Here is a 19,193-nt window from a genome sequence, read left to right as displayed (position 1 = left end):
CAAAAAAAGCGGCGTGTCAGTTCTATCTTTTAAAGATATAATGTTTACACGCACGCGCGCAAGCCACATGGCATGACGGATTTCTTTCAGGCTATGTACACCTTCCCCCGCTATTCTTCAACCGCTTTGGACAATTCCTCCAATATATCCAGAACGACCTGTGAATAATGATCAAGCTGGGTCAAATGTGCCAAGGCTTCTTCAAAATCACGATTTTCATGGGCCTGAAGCGCCTTAATCCCATAAGCATGAACTTCTTTATGCGGGTCGATCAATTTTTTGAAGGCCGGGTGTGCCAGTAATCTATCATCCGTCACCTCGTCATACCAACGTCCCAAACGGCACGTGTGATGATCATGCATATCGCTTGATTTATGATCACGTCGTCCCATCACCGTATTGACGATCTTGCGCTTGAACGCCATATGATCATTTTGAGCGACAAGAACGATACTGTAAGCATCCCCACCTGCGGCAAATTCTTCAACACGGGCATCCAGTTCCGCATTGCTTTTATCAATCGCTTCCAGAACGATATCAATTTCGATGTTGTTATGTTCGGCAAGTTTCGCAATATTGGCTGTCCCTGCAGCAACTTCGTTGGCGGCAGTCGTTTGCTGGGCCAAAATACCGGCAATTTCTTCGACCTTGCCGGTCACATTATTAACCTTGGTACTCATTTCCCCCAAACGTTTATAAAGCTCCCCAATCACTTTTTGCCCACTATTCACTGCATCATTACCCGCGCTCATTGAACCCGTGATGGCATCCATTTCGCCCAGCAAAGTCGAAATACGGGTATTGATATCTTCGGTTGCCCCTGCTGTCTGATTTGCCAGATTTTTCACTTCGCTGGCAACGACCGCAAAGCCCTTACCCGCATCGCCCGCACGTGCAGCTTCGATGGTCGCATTCAGGGCCAATAAGTTTGTTTGTTCAGCAATTGCTTCGATTTGCCCAACGATATCACCGATTTTTTCTGAAGAGCGGGCCAGTAATTCAGTTTTCTCAACCGCATTGTTCACCGCACTATAGATATCCCCCATCGCCGTTGTGGCATTTTCTGCTTCCCCCATTCCTTCAGTAGAGGCCGTTTCAGCATGGCGGGCATCTTGGGCAATGGCTTCGCCGTTATGGGCAATTTCATTGACAGATGCCACCAACTCTTCCACGGCAGAGGCCATTGCCTCACTGGCCGTATGCACATTGACAATATCATTACGCATAGACGCCATTGCAACAATCGCCTTGTTTGCCTGCATCGCAGCTTCAACCACACCATGCAATTGGTGTTTGGATTGTTTATCCAGATCATCCTTCCAGTTTTGCAATTCCACAAACCGGGCTTCACGTTCAGTTTCCTGCTGATCATGGATAATCGCATTTTCGCGTAACTCCACCAAGGCCTGTGCCATCACCCCGACCTCATCACTGCGATCATGGCCGACAATGTCCATATCAAAATCTTTGTGGGAAATACGTCGTAAGCTATTTGCCATGCGCAAAATCGGACCCGAAATACTTTTTGAAATCCAAATCGACAATAAAATCGAAAGGCCCAAAGCTGCCAAAGAAATATAAAGAGCACGATTTTCAGCTGCATTTTGCATCTCGCGAAAACGTGACGCATCCATTGCAATTTCAATCACCCCAACAGGTTTTTGTGAAAAATCACGGATCACATCATATAAAACCGCATGTGCTTTTTCATTATAATGGGCCAATCCCATTTGCGCTGTGCCATCCAAAACGGCTTGCAGATTAACCGATGAGTTCAGCGGCGTTCCCCCAAGCGTGGAAGCAAAAGACTTAAAACCATCTTCACCTTGTAGATAAAGGGAAACATCCACAGCGTTGCGAGCCTTGTAACGATCAAAAAAAGCCTGTCCAAAAGACATACCAAATTCAACTGATCCAATATGGTTGCCGTCCTGAAAAACAGGGACAACACCACGTACCCCTAGGCCTGCCACCCCTTTTTCAAGCCCAACAACAGGTTCTTTTGTTTGATTGGTTTGTATCACCGTATAGCGAAATGAGGAAAGATCATCCCCAAATTTTTCCGGTTTGTGGATTCTTGCAAACGAAGTTGCCGGCGGAGTATGAAACTGAAACTGCCGCACTGCATAATTCTTTTTCATATTCTGAAATGAAGAACCGAATAATTCAAACAGCTGATCACGTTCCCCATTTGCAAACGCATCACTAGCCTGTGGAATTTGGGCCACGAGTGCCGCCAAAGACTGCGCCCGATAGGCTTCAGCCTCAATCGCACTGGAAATCGCAACATAATGATTGTTCAATTCCCGTCTTTCCGACTGTGCAATAATTTCATCAACCGATTGCGTCATCGAAAACACAACGATGATAATGGATATTAATGCGGAAACGATAACGCCAAAACTGATTTTATAAGCAAGCTTGATATTGTGAAACGCAAACATCAATCCCTCCGGATATGAAAACAGGAGGTGCACCCTCCCCAATTAAGGAGAGAGCGTATCACTTTTTACTTATATTAGGAATTGATATTACACAATCCTGCTTGAAAAATTAGATTATTCGTCTGTCGCATCCGTCTTTGCAGATTTTTTGCTTGCTGCTTTTTTAGCCGGTGTTTTTTTAGTCGTTTTCTTGGCAGCGGTTTTCTTTTTCGTTGCCTTCTTACCTGCGCCTTTTTTATTCAGCATCTCAATCGCAATTTCCAGGGTAACGTCTTCACGTTCCATATCGTTAGGCAAACGAGCATTGATCCGGCCAACTTTGACAAACGGACCCCAACGTCCATTTTGCAGAATGATATCTTTCTTTTCATCCGGGTGCTGGCCTAACACAACCATTTGCGTCTTTTCCATTTTTTCATGGATCAGGTCAATCGCACGGTTTTCACCAATGGTGTACGGACTGTCTTCCTTGATGGAAACAAACGTTTTTCCGACACTGACGTAGGGACCGAAACGCCCAATACCAGCCTTGATCATCTCCCCCGTATCAGGGAAAATTCCGACATTGCGCGGCAGGGAAAGCAATTTAAGAGCTTTTTCCAAATCCATTTCCGCCGGATTCATATCCGATGTCAATGACGCACGTTTGGGTTTTTTCTTTTTGTCTTCCGGGTCGATATCACCGATCTGAACATAGATACCATATGGTCCGCGACGCATGGTGACCATCTCGCCGGTTTCAGGATCAAGCCCCAATTCCTTCGGCCCTGCTTCCAGGTCAGGCAATGCCCCATCGGCGCTGTCATCCTGGATCAAAGGACGGGTATAACGACAATCAGGATAATTCGAACAACCGATAAAGGCCCCGAATTTACCCAGCTTCAAACTCAAGCGCCCTTCGCCACAGGTCGGGCAAACACGCGGGTCTTTACCTTCTTCATTTTCATGGAAGAAATGTTCTTCCAAATCTTTATCCAGCGCATCCAAAACATCACGCACGCGCAATTCTTTGGTATCTTCGACAGCGGCACTGAAGGCAGCCCAGAAGTCACGCAAGACTTTTTGCCAGTCTTCTGCCCCATTGGAAATTTCATCCAATTGATCTTCAAGGTTCGCGGTAAAATCATATTGAACATAACGTTCAAAAAAGTTCTCCAAGAATGCCGTGACCAGACGACCACGATCTTCTGGAATGAAACGTTTCTTGTCCAGACGAACATAATCACGATCTTGAAGCACAGAAATAATACTGGCATAGGTGGACGGACGACCAATGCCCAATTCTTCCATCTTCTTGACAAGGGAGGCTTCGGAATATCGCGGCGGCGGTTGTGTGAAATGCTGGTCTGCATTGACCGGGCCGAGGTTCAACGTATCACCGGTTTGCACGTCCGGCAGGATCTTGTCGCTTTTCTCGTCCTCGCCATTGTCATCACTGCCTTCCTGATAAAGCGTCAGGAAGCCATCAAACACAACGACCGAACCACTGGCACGCAACCACGTTTGTTTATCCGCACTTTGGATAACCACACCCACTTGATCCAGAACGGCGCTTTCCATCTGACAGGCCACCGTTCGTTTCCAAATCAGGCTGTAGAGCTTCAACTGGTCCGCATCCAGATATCTTGCCATCTCTTCCGGGCGGCGTGTCACTGCGGTTGGACGAATAGCTTCGTGGGCTTCCTGTGCGTTCTTGGCTTTTGTTTTATAGGTACGCGGGCTTTCCGGCACATATTTGTCGCCATATTGATCCTTGATCAAATCACGGGCGCTAAAAATCGCTTCGTTGGACAGGTTCACCGCATCGGTACGCATATAGGTGATCAAACCGACGGTTTCCCCGCCCAGATTAATCCCTTCATACAGTTTTTGCGCAACCTGCATGGTCCGTTTTGCGCCAAAGCCCAGTTTACGCGATGCTTCCTGCTGCAAAGTGGATGTCGTAAAGGGCGGTGCCGGATGACGGCGCGTTTTCTTGCGTTCAACATCGGCAACAGTGTAACTGCCGGCTTCAACCGTGACGACAGCCTTGTTCGCTGCCGCTTCATTACCAATATCCAGCTTGGCCAGCTTATCCCCATTTAAATGGGTCAAGTTGGCGGCAATGGTTTTGCGTTTCGGGGTCGTGAACTTGGCGTCCACCGTCCAGTATTCATCGGCCTTAAAGGCTTCGATCTCGGCTTCGCGCTCACAGATTAAACGCAGGGCAACCGATTGCACACGACCGGCAGAACGCGATCCCGGTAATTTGCGCCACAAAACAGGTGATAGGTTGAACCCCACCAGATAATCCAAAGCCCGGCGCGCCAGATAAGCTTCGACCAGTTCCTTGTTGACATCACGTGGGCTGGCAACCGCATCCAAAACGGCCTGTTTGGTAATTTCATGAAAGACGATGCGTTTGACATCAACGCCTTTTAGCAAACGTTTATTCGCCAGCACTTCCTGTACATGCCATGAAATGGCTTCGCCTTCGCGATCAGGGTCAGTCGCGAGATACAGTTTATCCGCGCCCTTCATGGCGTCTGTAATATCTTTAAAATGTTTTTTGGACCGCGCGTCCATTTCCCAGTCCATCGAGAAATTTTCGTCCGGTCGTACAGAACCATCCTTAGCGGGTAAATCGCGTATATGACCGTAAGAGGCAAGAACGATATAATCCTTACCCAAATATTTATTGATCGTTTTGGCCTTTGCGGGCGATTCGACGACAACTACGTTCATAAGCGATCTTCTTAAATTTTATTCCACTAACTGCACTCATGTCGGCAAACCGTTTAAATAATTGAAGAAACCATGTTCCCGGGATGGCGTTCCACATGCCCCGCCAGTTCCAGTTCCAACAAAACAGTTTGCACAACGGAAGCAGAGATTTGGCATTGACGAATGATTTCGTCAACACAAACTGGTGAAAATGATAAACTTTCTACAATTACCTTACGTGCTTCGGCTAACTCCCTCTCGCCTGGTAATGTGGTTTTAACATCTTGAAAATATTGATGTTTCCTTTCATTTAGAGGGGTGTTTTTCAGGCTTTCCAGTTCACAAAAAATATTTTGCGCACTTTCAAGTAAATGCGCTCCTTCGCGAATCAGGCCATTTGTTCCGGCTGCACGCGGATCCAATGGCGAGCCGGGAACCGCAAAAACTTCTCGTCCCTGTTCCAAGGCCATGCGCGCGGTAATCAAAGAACCGGACCGGGGTGAGGCTTCAACCACCACAATTGCACGGCACATACCCGAAATAATCCGATTGCGCCGGGGGAAATGGCGCGCTTGTGGTTTAGTCCCCAGTTTAGGTTCCGCAATCACACACCCACGCAACGTCATCTCTTTATATAAGGATGCATTTTCACGAGGATAAATCACATCAACGCCACCGCCTTGCACCCCGACGGTCCCGCTCTCCAACGCAGCCGCATGGGCGGCCCCATCCACCCCCCGAGCCAACCCGGAAACGACCAGTAAACCACCTTCGCCCAAATCACGGGCAATCTGTCCGGCAAATTTACATCCGTTCAAGGTGGCATTGCGCGCGCCAACAATGGCAACGGCTTTCTTTTTTAAAAGATGGGTATGTCCACGCACGCATAAAACCGGGGGCGCATCTTCAACATGGGATAACAAAGGGGGATAACTGTCTTCATCGCGCACAATCACCTGCGCACCGATTTCGGCCAATTCTGTCATTTCGCGTTCGGCATCCGATTTGCTACAAACGGCAATCTTTTTCTTACGTCCACCTTTGCGGGCCAGTTCAGGTAACACGTCCAGCGCTTTGGACGCCGTCCCGAATTGTTCCAGTAGGCGGTAAAACGTGATGGGCCCCACATTTTCGCTACGGATTAACCGCAACCAGGCCAGCTTTTCTGTATCGGAGAATAAATGCGTCATCGCCTGAACCGTTCCTCTGTCATTGTTATGACTAACGCTATGAACGGTTCAGGCTGATTTTACGCCAAAGACTTTATTTTTTTTGACCGATTTTCGGTTCTTCACCCGCAAGTAGGCGTTTGATATTGGCATGATGGCGCACAATGCCAAGGGCGGCTAACAAGACAGCCAGCACCGCCTTATTTTCATCCCCCAGAAAATACATATAAAAAGGTGATGCCGCAAAAGATACAAGAGCTGCCAATGATGAATAACGCAGCGTCAACGCAACCAGCAACCATGTCGCAGCCGTCACCAAACCGGCAGGCCATGACATCGCCAGTAAAACGCCCAATGTTGTTGCGACCCCTTTGCCGCCTTCAAATTTCAGCCACATGGGGAAGTTATGCCCGATCACAGCCATCATACCGGCAATAATCGCAGCATCCGGAGCAAACCAATATCCGGCAAGTAAAACCGCAACCGCGCCTTTGCCACCATCCAATAGCAAAGTTGCAGCCGCCAGATCTTTGCGCCCTGTACGCAACACATTGGTGGTGCCGATATTGCCCGAACCGATCGAACGCAGATCACCGGCTTGAAACAGCTTGGTCAATAACAGGCCGAACGGAATGGACCCCAACAAATAGCCAAGCAAAGCGGCCATCTGCCATTCATGAGTCACGATAATAGGCATGGTACCCACTGGAGTACTCCTTTATCTTTCTTAAAGTTCAAAGACGGTGCGACCGTCCACAACGGTACGCAGACATCGCCCCTGAGCAAGACGTCCGTCAAACGGCGAGTTTTTAGATTTAGACGGCAATTGATCAGCATCGATTTTCCAACCGCGTTCCGGATCAAACAAACACAAGTCCGCTGCAGCACCTTTTTCAATACGCCCGGCAGAAAGCCTGACGATATTGGCAGGGTTACAGGTTACTTTTTTCAAACATTCCAGCAAGGACATATGTTTGTTGTGATACAGTTCCAACGTAATCGCCAGCATTGTTTCCAATCCGACACCACCAAAGGCAGCTTGGGCAAACGGCAGACGTTTTGAATCTTCATCTTCCGGGGCGTGGTCTGAGGCAATGGCATCAATCGTGCCGTCTTTCAGACCTTCAATCACAGCTTGTCGATCTTCTTCATTGCGCAAAGGCGGGGAAAGTTTCGCAAACGTACGATATTCACCAACCGCCAATTCATTTAATGAAAAATAAGGCGGGGCCGTATCACACGTTACCTCGACACCGCGTTCTTTTGCCCGACGAATAATATCAATACTTTCAGCCGTGGAAATATGACCGAAATGTAAACGCCCACCGGTATCTTCAGCCAGACGGACATCACGGGCTACCATAATGGTTTCCGCCACAGTCGGAATGCCTACCAAGCCCATACGAATGGCCAAGGCTCCGGCGTTCATATCACCACCTTCTGCCAAAGAAGGTTCTTCAGGGTGCTGCACAATCAACAGATCGTAATTGCGTGCATAGGTCAACGCCTTACGCATCACCTTGGGGGAGGCAACGGCACGAATACCGTCTGTAAAGGCAACCGCACCGCTTTCCGCCAACATGCCCATTTCGGCCATGTCTTTACCTTCCAGCCCCTTGGTAATCGCCCCATAGGGATAAACCTTGGATAGACCCAACAAACGGGCACGACGAGCCACAAATTCAACAACACTCATATCATCGGTAACAGGGGTTGAGTTCGGTAAACTGAGCATGGAGGTCACGCCCCCCGAAGTCGCTGCTTCCCCTGCTGATTTCAAGGTTCCTTTATGTTCTTCACCCGGTTCGCGAAGTTGCACCCGCAGATCAACCAGACCAGGGATCAAGCACGCCCCATCGCAATCGATAACTTCTACTTCACCATAATGACCACGGGCTTTTGCGTAACCGGGACCAAAATCAGCGATTTTCTCACCCTCGGTTAAAACACCACCATGAATATCCAGATCACTTGCCGGGTCGATTAAACGAGCATTCACATAGGCAACACGTTTATTGGCAATATCTTTTTTCCCGATCATTTCCCGTTCTCCTCACGCCATTGATCCAGATTGGCGGTTACCATTTCCAGACAGGCCATACGGGCCGCAACGCCCATCTCAACCTGTTCCTGAATGGCTGAACGTTCAATATCATCGGCAACATCAGAATCGATTTCCACCCCCCGGTTCATGGGACCCGGATGCATAATCAAGGCATCGTCTTTTGCCATCGCCAGCATTTCATAATCCAGACCATAAAAATGGAAATATTCCCGTTGGGATGGCAGATAAGCCCCTTCCATGCGTTCTTTTTGCAGACGTAACATCATGACAACATCCACGTCTTTCAAACCTTCGCGCATATCATTATAAATTTCCGCGCCCAAAACCTGCATGGCCGATGGTAACAAAGTTGTCGGCGCGACCAGACGGACACGTGCCCCCATCGCACTGAGCAAATGCACATTAGATCTTGCAACGCGCGAATGTAAAACATCACCGCAAATGGCCACATTCAGCCCGGTGATACTGCCTTTGCGCCGACGGATCGTTAGGGCATCCAGCAACGCTTGTGTGGGATGTTCGTGCGTCCCGTCACCGGCATTCAAAACCGCGCAGTTCACCTTTTGTGACAGCAAATTAACCGCCCCGGAATCCCCGTGGCGCACAACCAGCACATCAGGATGCATGGCGTTTAACGTCACCGCCGTATCAATCAGGGTCTCCCCCTTTTTAATCGAAGAAGTCGCCACAGACATATTGATTACGTCCGCCCCCAACCGTTTGGCTGCACGTTCAAAGGACGTTCTCGTTCGTGTGGAATTTTCGAAAAAAAGATTGATGACCGTGCGGCCTTCCAACGATTGTTCGACTTTTTCGCGACGTCGGTTGGCTGCGGCGTAAACTTCTGCCCGGTCCAGAATATCGGTAATCTCGAACGGGTATAAACCCTCGATCCCAAGAAGGTGCCGGTGCGTGAAGCGTAATTCTCTGTCTCTGGTGCTCATAGGGGCGGACTATATGCACATGGACACGGCCCTTGCAAGCACCTGTTGAAACAATAATGTTTCTGCGGTTTTCAGAACCGATCCAAGATCAACATCCACAAGGGCATGGACATCATTGCCACCAGAGTCGTCAAGGTAATAATCCCCGCCATTGCCGGGGCGTTCCCACCCATCTTGCGAGCCAGCACATAAGATGAGGCCGAAACGGGTAAGCCTGCGTATAAAACCGACAAATCGCGCGTAATCCCTTCAACCCCCAACGCCATACAACAGACCAGACAAGCCAGCGGTAAAAGTATAAGTTTGTTCACGCTTGCGCAAACAACCGTTTTACCGGCATCTCGTACCGCTTGAAAGTCAAGCCCCGCCCCAACACATAACAAACCAATCGGCAAAGCGGCACGCCCTAAAATTTCAACCAACGGCCCTAAAACAGGGGGTAAACTTGTTCCTGTCTGATTGAGCAACACCCCGAGAAAACAGGCCAAAATCAGCGGATTTTTTACAATTGTGTTTAACAATGTGGTCAGCCGTGGGGCACCGTCGTTACGAAACTCGCGGGCTCCATAAGTTTCCATAACCACGACACATAAGAAATTTACCAACGGCACAATAAAGGCAATGGCAATCGCAACCAACGTTAAGCCCGGTTCCCCCCACAGGGCAAAGGCAGCCGCAATGGCCACATAGGAATTCGGACGAATAGAGCCTTGAAACAACGATGAAAAATCAGGTCCATTCAATTCAAGAACCGGCTTTGTTTTTAAGGCAATGGCACCTGCCAGAACGGTGGCAGCAATCAAGGCCAGTGCCATCGGGGCAATTTGCAAATCAGCGACATTCGTGCGCGCCGTCGTATGTAACAACAAGGCCGGAAAAAAGACATAATATGTCATTAATTCCGCTGGCGCCCAGAACCCTTGCTCAGCCCATTTCGCCTTAATGACATGACCGAGCAGGATCAACAGAAACACCGGTCCCAGTGCAAATACAATATCAACCATAACCTACCACTAACGGTTTAGCTAAATAGACTTAAGTACTCATACTCACTTGTAAAACAAAGAATTATAAAGCACTTTAGAAAGAAGTAAAAAAACACCCAAAATGAGATTAAGAAATATACAGCTCAGGCATCAAATTCAGGAGAAAATAATGGGATTTTTTGGAAACCAGGCACAAATTGATCGCTCTTTTCATGATGCCGTTGACGTAATGCCGATCAACGTCATGTTCTGTGACATTAAAACATTTAACATTACTTATGCCAATCAACTTTCCATCGAAACACTGACGCAATTAGAACATCTCATTCCAATAAAAGCAGCCAATATCGTTGGAACGAACATTGATGTTTTCCACAAGATGCCAGAACGGCAGCGCGATATTTTACGCAATCCGAATAATTTACCTTTCCAGACAGTCATCACGTTGGGAAAAGAGAAGTTAGACCTCCTCGTCACACCTATTTTCAACACAGCCGGCGTTTATACATCTGCAATGTTAACTTGGTCGGTCGTAACAGAAATGGTCCGCCTTGAAGATGAGACCGCACGCCTCAAGCAAATGGCGAACCAAATGCCAATCAACGTCATTGCCGTAGAAACAGAAGATTTCACCATCACTTATATGAATGAAACCAGCATCCAAACGCTGAAAGGTTTAGAACATTTACTTCCCTGCAAAGCCGAAGAAATACTTGGACAAACCTTTGACATTTTCCACAAGGCACCGGAACATCAGCGCCGCCTTATGAGCGACCCATCAAATCTGCCCCATAAAGCCAAAATTAAATTGGGGGACGAACATCTCGACCTTTACGTCACGGCTGTTTACGATTCACAAGGTAATTATGCTCAGGCCATGCTGACATGGTCGGTGATTACAGACCGTATTAACTTTGCCTCCGAGGTTCAACATGTCGTTGATCTTGTCGCAGCATCGGCAACAGAAATGCGCGCCAGCTCAGAAGCTATGACCAATACAGCCGGACAAGCCCGTAACATGGCGGCAAATGTTGGTGCAACGACAGAAGAACTAAGCGCATCCATCAACGAAATTTCAGCACAAGTCGCACGATCTTCTCAAATCTCGGATGCAGCAGTTCGCCAAACTCAACAGGCCAACACACAAGTTGAAAATCTAAAAGTTGCCTCACAGGAAATTGGCGATGTCCTGTCAATTATCACTAACATTGCAAGTCAAACCAACCTTCTGGCCCTAAATGCAACGATTGAAGCCGCCCGCGCCGGTGAAGCGGGAAAAGGTTTTGCCGTTGTGGCTTCGGAAGTCAAAAACCTGGCCAATCAAACCGCCAAAGCAACCGATCAAATCAGTCAACAGATTTCCGAGATTCAAAACCAGACGTCCAATGCCGTACAAGCAATTGCAGATATCACAACTATCATTAATGAAATTAACGATATTTCCGGCGGGATTGCATCAGCAGTTGAAGAACAAAGTGCTGCAACACAAGAGGTAAACATCAACATCGACGGGGTCAGTCAAGCATCCAGCGAAACAGAAACCTCCGCCAACGAAGTTTTGCAAGCCGCAAGCGAATTGTCCATACAGGCGGAACAATTATCCGCACAAGTTCAAAAGTTCATTCAGGCCTAACTAACGTTTACGGACAACTGTTAAACCATCACCCAACGTCAACATGGACATATCAACCCGGTCATCGGCAACGATATGTTCATTGATGGCGCGGATCGCTGCAGTTTGATGGGTTATGTCCTTTTCATCAACCACACGACCATACCATAAAACATTATCCACGCAGATCACACCACCCGGTTTCACCAGTTCCAATGATTTTTCATAATAATTCATGTAACTGGCTTTATCCGCATCGATAAAGGCAAAATCAAAACTATCTGGTCCGTTTTCTTGTAGGACTTTTTCAATCCCTTCATTAGCATCGCACAAACGTAAATCAATTTTATGCGCAACCCCGGCTTCTTCCCAAAATGGGCGACCAACAGGGGGGAAACGTTCATCACGTTCCAAGGCCACCAGATAGCCATCTTCGGGTAAAGCCTGGGCAAGCGCCAAGGTGGAATAGCCCGCATAAACGCCAATTTCAACGATCCGTTTGGCACCACAAAGACGGACCAACAAATCAAGGAAACCGGCTTCTTCCGGCATAATCGCCAACTGTGCGTTCACCAATGTCTTTTTGGAATGCTTGCGCAGTTTCCTTAAAGGTTCACTTTCGCGCATGCCGACACGGCGCACATAAGCATCCAATTTATCGTCCAGTCGAATAGAATGATCAGCCATATTGATGCCCCAATGCGTCCAGAACCCCTTGCAGGATAAAAGCTGCAGCCGCACGGTCGACAACTTCGGATCGGCGTTTACGCGTCATATCAGCTTCGTCAATCAACATCCGTTCGACCGCGACAGTCGATAACCTTTCATCCCACAACAAAATCGGCAAGTCTATTTCACGCGCCAGGTTTGACGCGAATGCCTTGGTTGCCTGTGCCCGTTTGCCAAGCGTCCCATCCATTTCACGCGGTAAACCCAAAACAAGGGCATTCACTTCCTCTTTGTTGATAATTGCCTTAAGATTAATAACATCTTTTGAGAACTTGGATTTAGGCAAAGTTTCCAGCGGTGTTGCGACCATCCGCATCACATCGGACAAGGCCACACCAATGGTTTTTGTGCCGAGGTCCAGCCCCATCAAGCGATCATATTGTTTCAAGGCAGCGGCAAATTCCGCTAGGTCAACAACAGCCATTGGTCTTCTCTCCATGCAGTTAAGGCCTTATGACGCAAACGTGATTAAATGTCGAGGCTTCATCGCATTGTATAACAAAACACATTCCGCTATTATGCCAGCAACGCTTATAAGGGGATGGAGTACAAGAGTGAAATATCAATCGCTCAAGGGACTGGCAATCACAACGATCTTTGCAATGACCATTGTCACACAGGCTTTGGCTGCACCAATGTTTGATACGTCAACGCTGGAGGGACATACCGGCCCTTATCTTGTTATAAAAAACAATGTCAATGTGCGCGACAAACCCGCCAGCACGGGGGAGAAAGTTATACAACTACCAAGCCGCGACATTGTCACCGTAAAAGGGCGAGTAAAAGGCACGCAATGGCTGGCCATCAGTAAAAAAGGCAATAATTTGGGATATATCTACGCCTCATCCCTGACCCCGATGATTGATGCCTCCTTAAAAGAGCCGATCGCATCAAACATCGATTTATCCGATGAAGACAAAGGCGTTTGCGACTATAACCTTACTTTTGAAGGACGTGCGATTGAAGAAGATACCATTTTCGTCTCCGCCGATTATCAAGTCACATTCAATTGTACAATGGACAATGATCAATTCGATTTCAGCGCCTTGGTCTTCATGTCCGAAGTCCCACCGGACTTAGGCCAGAAACCCGTTTATCAAATCACCCTGAACCTTCCCGATATTGCCACCGGATATGAAGAATTTCTCTCGGCAACCGCACTATTCAATCAAGCGGAACAGCAAGTAATAATGGATGCGGTCTCCCTTGAACAATTCAAGGAAAAAGCATTGCGAGATAAGCTTCCTGCAACGACACCACAGGAAGCCTTACAGGCCGCTTTGAAATTACAACTATCCTCTTTCAACAAAAAAGCATGGCGCATTATCGCCGGTGAAATTCCCAATCCCAGCGAATTGAAACCACAATAATCTCGCCATAATTTAGGCATTGTCACAAACTATTGTCCAAATATAACGCGAACAACATGAGTGCCTTGAAATGTCGATAAAAAAAACGTTGTTATACACCTGTGCCTTATTGTTTTGCACCTCAGCGGTAAATGCAATGGGAGATATACAATCACCTACAACGGATAAAGAACAAGACTTAAGCTGCATTCAACGCGCGCAATGGATTGCACCGGCGACACGATTACCATTAAAAAATCAAACACTTCTGAAAAACGCTGCAAAGCAACAAGTCGTCCTGTTGGGCGAACAACATCCCGATGCGGTCCATCACCGTTGGCAGTTGCAAACCATTACCCAACTTTATGCGCATAATCCAAATGTCGTCATTGGATTTGAGATGTTCCCACGTCGCTTACAGCCCGTTCTTGAGGCATGGATCCGTGGGGAATTAAGCGAAGATGAATTTCTGCAAAAAACCGACTGGGACGAGGTCTGGAAATTCGATCCCGACCTTTACATGCCTCTGTTTCGTTTTGCCCGCATGAACCGCTTGCCCATCGTTGCCTTGAATGTGGAAATGGATCTCATCGGTGCAATCTCACAAAAGGGTTGGGATGGTGTTGACGAAGACCGAAAAGAAGGCGTATCGCCACCTCGTAAAGCCCATCCAGATTATATAACCGAGCTTAAAAAGGTATTTGATAAGCACCCCCATGTTGCAGATGATGAAAAAAAGGATGATCAAAAATCCAAAGCCCGCTTCCAGCGTTTTGTCGAAGCACAAATCACGTGGGACGGTGCAATGGCACAGGAACTGGCCCGTGTGCAAAAAATGGGCGGTAACCCACTGGTCATCGGCGTCATGGGCAGCGGGCACCTTGCAGACCGTTATGGTGTCCCCTATCAATTACAAGGCTTAGGGCTGGGCTCAACCGTCCTACTGCCCTGGACATTGGGGTGGAACTGCAATGACCTTAGCCCAAGCTACGCAGATGCTATTTTCGGTTTGGAAGCTATGGAACAAAAGCCCGCAGCCCAACGCCCCATACTGGGTATTCGGATTGAAAAGGCAGAAAATAAAACAGGCGTTGTCGTTGAACAGGTGGTCGAAGAAAGCATCGCAGAAGATGCCGGCTTAGAAAAAGGCGATGTTATTTTAATTGCCGCCGGACAACTGGTTGAAGATACGGCACAATTGATCCGCATTATCCAACGCCAAGCACCCGGCACATGGCTGCCCCTTGAAATCGAACGCAATGCTCAGCCCATAGATATTATCGCCAAATTCCCAAACTGGAATGAAGCAGAATGAACAAACCACTCAGTCTTTGCGTCACACTGCTGACACTATTTATGATTTCTGTCAGTGCACAGGCTGAAACGCATCTCACGTTAAACGTCAAGATCGATCTGGCAAATCGTTTATTAAACGTTGAAGGCCATGCAAATAAGGCCGTTAAACTCCCGGACGGAACGCAGCCAAAGGCCAATGAGGCCTTTTATTATGATTGGGCATTCCCCGCAGAACATACATCTGAAAATTGGCAAGGGGGCGCATTTGTAAAAGGAACGGACATTTACCTTCCGACCAAATGGTATCCCCAAACAGATGATTTTTTGACATTTGATGTCTCTGTCACCTCGCCCGTTACCACCATTTTACCCGGCAAAATCAGTGACGAAAAAAACACGGCGGGTCAATATAGTGCCCGTTTTCAAATGGAACATCCTAGCGAGGGCATTCCTTTATTTGCCGGGCCTTACCAAATTACCCAATTGCAACAAGGCCCTGTAACACTGCGCACTTATTTTTACGAAGGTATGGAAAACCTTAGCCCACAATATCTACAACGCAGTGCAAAATATATCACACGCTTTCAAAACCAGATCGGTCCCTTTCCTTTTCCACAATTTCACATCATCGCCGCCCCCATTCCTGCCGGATATGGCTTTGCAGGCCTAACCTATATGGGGCAACATATCCTTCAGTTGCCATTTATTCTGGAAAGCTCGCTTGGTCATGAAATTTTGCATAACTACTGGGGCAACGGTGTTTTCCCCGATTATGCCAGCGGCAATTGGGCCGAAGGCTTAACCACATACATGGCCGACTATATGACGGCAGAACAAACCGACCCGTCTAAGGCCCGTGATATGCGCCTAAGCTGGTTGCGCGATTACAATGCCCTGTCGGTTGATCAAGACAAACCTGTCACGACCTTTATCTCCAAACACGGTGCGGCCTCGCAAGTGATTGGGTATCATAAGGTTGCCTTTATTTTTCATATGCTGCGCCAGACCTTAGGGGATCAACAATTTTTTGCCGGCATTCGCCATCTCTGGATGAGCTTTGCTTTTAAAACCGCAACTTGGGCAGATATCCAAACCAGTTTCGAAACGGTAACTCAGGTCGATCTTACTTCTTTTTTCCAGCAATGGACCCAATCTTCCGGTGCTCCGCATTTCACCAGCCTGTCTGCCCGCGCAAAACGATTGGGGGAGGAAGGCTGGGAAATTGATGCCACCATTCTGCAAATCACCCCTGTTTTTAAAACCATTGTCCCGGTCAGTATAGGGACGGGTGATGACTTACTTCAAAACCATTTAACGGCAAATTCACGCCTGTCCAGGTCAAAAATAAAGGTTCTGCAGCGACCAAATGCCATTAGTCTGGACCCGGATTTCAATATCTTGCGTCGCCTTGGACCAAACGAAACCGAACCTATTTTACGCGATATCATGTTAAGTCCTCAGGTTGAGGTTTCCCTCTTGGGTAAGATTGCAGAAGAACCATCAACGGCACGACAATTGATGGACCGACTTCTTGAAGGCTCATTTGATATTTCAGATAAAATCAGCCTACAAAAACCATTTATTCTTATCGGTGAACACACAGACATTGCAGATAGATTACAAAATCTACGCCTTACCCCCAATGATAGCTTCGACATCACAGAATTTTCGGCTCGAATCCGTGCAGCCAAGCTGGCAAACGGTCTGCCTTACCTGATTATTTCACTAAAACCGGGTACAGGGCTCCAGCCGCTCCTGCGCCCCTTACCCCATTACGGCAAATATTCAGAACTTCATTTTAACGGTTCACGTGTCATCAAAAAATCAACGGGGAAAACCCAGCCAATTGCTGTTCCAATTCGTTGACATTTCAGTCTTTTAATGCACTAATGCAGCCCATAAGAGGTGGCAATCTTATACATTGGAGTATTGACTATGATGAAACGTTTTGCTTTGGCTGCCGCTATTGTTTTGGGGTTAAGCACGCCGTCACTTGCCGGTGACATTTCTGTTGAGAACGTCTGGGCACGTGCCTCAGCTGGTATGGCCCGCGCCGGTGCTGCATTTCTGACCATTAAAAACACCGGGGAAGCTGACAAGCTGGTTTCTGCGAAAGCGAATATTTCCAAAAAAGTCGAACTACATACACATATCCACGATAACGGCGTGATGAAAATGCGCCAGATTGAAAACGTTGCCGTCAATAATGGCATGACAATGTTACAACCTGGCGGTGACCACATCATGTTCATGGGTCTGAACGAAGGTTTGAAGGAAGGTACATCCTTCCCGCTGACACTCGTCTTTGAAAAAGCCGGTGAAATCAACGTTGAGGTCATGGTCAAAGCCGCTGGTGCTATGGGTATGTCGAACGGCCAAATGAAACATGATATGAAAAAAATGCAATAAGCAGGTTTCTCATATCGTTTCAAAAAAGGCACCTTTCTCGCAAAGAAGGTGCCTTTTTACTTGCATTGATCACAACTAAAATTAGTATAATATACAAACAAAAAACTAAAAAAGTCTTCTATCCCTTAACAATTGAGAACTTATGGCTAAATCACCAAACGAAATCGAACTAGAAGAAGAAAATGCGCGATTACGACAAGCCCTACAGCAAGTCGAAGAAGCCCAATTTCGAATTTATACAGACAAGCTACAAGACGCCGTTATTGCAAGATTTCGCCGCCTTACGCTGCCCATCACTATCATCATCGTTACATTTGGTTTTTTTGGTTATAACAGTATCACTTCGCAAATTGAACTTTCTTTAATAAGCCCTCAAATCAATCAAATCATTGGTGAAGAAGTGGCAAAAGAAGTCACACGGGAAACACAAGGTTACATCCGGGATCGACTACATCAAGCCGAAATGGCGCTAAGATTAAAAGACAACGAACATACCCAAAAGGAAAGGCTCATAGAAAATCAAACATGGGTCATTGTTGGCACATCTCAGGAACTCGCAGATGTCATTGCCGAACGCGAAAATATTCTCCGCGTGTTATTAAGTAAAGAAATCAATCATACAAAGAAATATCCTAATCTCGAATTCATCAAATGGCGCAAAGGGAATTTAGCGTCCAATACACTGCGATACTCCCTTGTTATTGGGCCATTTGACAACAACAGTGCCGCAAAAAATGTCAAAGAAAATGCCATAGATGACGGCTTTCGTAACGATTCTTACGTACGCTTCATACAATCTGCAACCGTTCTACCGTCAAACGAATAGCTCTATATTCTTCTGTCACCTTAATTATAATGACGCAACAAAATCAGACAGGCCCGTACGTCGGACCCGCTTTAAACGCTCGGCTTGCAAAATGGCCTGAACCTGTTGGGTGGCTTTCTCCAAATCATCGTTCACCACCACATAATCGGCATCAATCCAATGGCTGGCTTCGCTTTCCGCCTCAGCCATACGTTTGGCAATCGTGTCATCACTATCCTGGGCACGTGCCCGTAAACGATCTTCCAGTGATTGCTTACTTGGCGGCAGGATACAAATCCACACCAAATCGTCCGGCGCATTTTTCTGTAACTGTTCCGCGCCTTGCCAATCAATATCAAAGAACACGTCTTTCCCTGCACTTAAGGCTTGTTCAACCGGTGCCTTCGGCGTTCCATAAAACCGGCCGAAAACTTCTGCCCATTCCAAAAATTCCTGATTGTCCACTTTTTCTTTAAAGCGCCCTTCTTCCATAAAGAAATAATGTATGCCGTCTTCTTCACCGGGACGGGGGCTGCGGGTCGTTGCAGACACGGAAACAGCAATAGATGGATCATCCTTCATAATCGCTTGCGTGATCGTACTTTTCCCACAACCACTTGGCGCAGTTAAAACCAACATCAGCCCGCGACGGGCAATGGACTGATCTACTGAATGGCTCATC

16 protein-coding genes are annotated in these 19,193 nt (G+C 47.4%); 6 read left to right on the top strand and 10 right to left on the bottom strand.

Annotated features, from left to right (window positions below; translation table 11 throughout):
• Positions 1-110: 110 nt before the first annotated feature.
• The 7 genes from ACI0FF_RS06760 to ACI0FF_RS06730 all read right to left on the bottom strand — a co-directional run bounded on the left by ACI0FF_RS06760 (position 111) and on the right by ACI0FF_RS06730 (position 10,329).
• Entirely contained in the window at positions 111-2,444 is a 2,334-nt protein-coding gene (locus ACI0FF_RS06760) for a methyl-accepting chemotaxis protein (RefSeq protein ID WP_419799353.1), read from the bottom strand.
• Positions 2,445-2,558: 114 nt separating this feature from the next.
• A complete protein-coding gene (gene topA / locus ACI0FF_RS06755; RefSeq protein ID WP_419799352.1) occupies positions 2,559-5,168 on the bottom strand; it encodes a type I DNA topoisomerase in 2,610 nt (869 codons plus the stop codon).
• A 53-nt stretch (positions 5,169-5,221) separates the two neighbouring features.
• Positions 5,222-6,337: a DNA-processing protein DprA gene (dprA, locus tag ACI0FF_RS06750; RefSeq protein ID WP_419799351.1), complete on the bottom strand. Its 1,116-nt coding sequence runs from the start codon at positions 6,335-6,337 to the stop codon at positions 5,222-5,224.
• A gap of 73 nt (positions 6,338-6,410) precedes the next feature.
• Positions 6,411-7,013, bottom strand: coding sequence for a glycerol-3-phosphate 1-O-acyltransferase PlsY (gene plsY, locus ACI0FF_RS06745; RefSeq protein WP_419799694.1), 603 nt, complete (start codon positions 7,011-7,013; stop codon positions 6,411-6,413).
• A 30-nt stretch (positions 7,014-7,043) separates the two neighbouring features.
• On the bottom strand, positions 7,044-8,357 hold the full coding sequence (locus ACI0FF_RS06740; RefSeq protein ID WP_419799350.1) for a dihydroorotase: 1,314 nt from the start codon (positions 8,355-8,357) through the stop codon (positions 7,044-7,046).
• Positions 8,354-9,325 (bottom strand): aspartate carbamoyltransferase catalytic subunit, encoded by a 972-nt coding sequence (locus tag ACI0FF_RS06735; RefSeq protein ID WP_417821807.1) that lies wholly within the window; start codon positions 9,323-9,325, stop codon positions 8,354-8,356. Before ACI0FF_RS06735 ends, ACI0FF_RS06740 begins: the two co-directional genes overlap by 4 nt.
• A gap of 71 nt (positions 9,326-9,396) precedes the next feature.
• Positions 9,397-10,329: an AEC family transporter gene (locus ACI0FF_RS06730; RefSeq protein WP_419799349.1), complete on the bottom strand. Its 933-nt coding sequence runs from the start codon at positions 10,327-10,329 to the stop codon at positions 9,397-9,399.
• A 151-nt stretch (positions 10,330-10,480) separates the two neighbouring features.
• Between ACI0FF_RS06730 and ACI0FF_RS06725 the strand changes: the two genes are divergently transcribed.
• A complete protein-coding gene (locus tag ACI0FF_RS06725; protein ID WP_419799348.1) occupies positions 10,481-11,944 on the top strand; it encodes a methyl-accepting chemotaxis protein in 1,464 nt (487 codons plus the stop codon).
• Here ACI0FF_RS06725 and ACI0FF_RS06720 read toward each other — a convergent pair whose 3' ends face one another.
• Positions 11,945-12,610, bottom strand: a complete 666-nt coding sequence (locus ACI0FF_RS06720) for an O-methyltransferase (protein WP_419799347.1) — start codon at positions 12,608-12,610, stop codon at positions 11,945-11,947.
• Positions 12,603-13,076 carry a Holliday junction resolvase RuvX gene (gene ruvX / locus ACI0FF_RS06715; RefSeq protein ID WP_419799346.1) on the bottom strand — a complete coding sequence of 158 codons (474 nt, stop codon included), beginning with the start codon at positions 13,074-13,076 and terminating at the stop codon, positions 12,603-12,605. The genes ACI0FF_RS06720 and ruvX overlap by 8 nt, the downstream gene beginning before the upstream one ends.
• 130 nt (positions 13,077-13,206) lie before the next feature.
• Here ruvX and ACI0FF_RS06710 point away from each other — a divergent pair, with 130 nt between their 5' ends.
• The 5 genes from ACI0FF_RS06710 to ACI0FF_RS06690 all read left to right on the top strand — a co-directional run bounded on the left by ACI0FF_RS06710 (position 13,207) and on the right by ACI0FF_RS06690 (position 18,532).
• Positions 13,207-14,022 (top strand): SH3 domain-containing protein, encoded by an 816-nt coding sequence (locus ACI0FF_RS06710; protein ID WP_419799345.1) that lies wholly within the window; start codon positions 13,207-13,209, stop codon positions 14,020-14,022.
• Between the two features lie 70 nt (positions 14,023-14,092).
• The gene (locus ACI0FF_RS06705) at positions 14,093-15,316 is read left to right on the top strand and encodes a ChaN family lipoprotein (protein ID WP_419799344.1); all 1,224 of its coding nucleotides are present in this window, start codon (positions 14,093-14,095) and stop codon (positions 15,314-15,316) included.
• Entirely contained in the window at positions 15,313-17,163 is a 1,851-nt protein-coding gene (locus ACI0FF_RS06700) for a M1 family metallopeptidase (RefSeq protein ID WP_419799343.1), read from the top strand. Before ACI0FF_RS06705 ends, ACI0FF_RS06700 begins: the two co-directional genes overlap by 4 nt.
• A gap of 69 nt (positions 17,164-17,232) precedes the next feature.
• Positions 17,233-17,706, top strand: a complete 474-nt coding sequence (locus tag ACI0FF_RS06695; RefSeq protein ID WP_419799342.1) for a copper chaperone PCu(A)C — start codon at positions 17,233-17,235, stop codon at positions 17,704-17,706.
• 142 nt (positions 17,707-17,848) lie between these two features.
• On the top strand, positions 17,849-18,532 hold the full coding sequence (locus ACI0FF_RS06690) for a hypothetical protein (RefSeq protein ID WP_419799341.1): 684 nt from the start codon (positions 17,849-17,851) through the stop codon (positions 18,530-18,532).
• A gap of 24 nt (positions 18,533-18,556) precedes the next feature.
• On the opposite strand, the gene gmk is transcribed toward ACI0FF_RS06690, so the two are convergent.
• A complete protein-coding gene (gene gmk, locus ACI0FF_RS06685) occupies positions 18,557-19,192 on the bottom strand; it encodes a guanylate kinase (RefSeq protein ID WP_419799340.1) in 636 nt (211 codons plus the stop codon).
• Position 19,193 lies beyond the last annotated feature (1 nt).

Origin of the sequence: Terasakiella sp. 4MB5A (genome assembly GCF_050058155.1) — a bacterium.
Taxonomy (GTDB): domain Bacteria; phylum Pseudomonadota; class Alphaproteobacteria; order Rhodospirillales; family Terasakiellaceae; genus Terasakiella; species Terasakiella halodenitrificans.
This window is presented reverse-complemented; position numbering and strand designations above follow the sequence as displayed.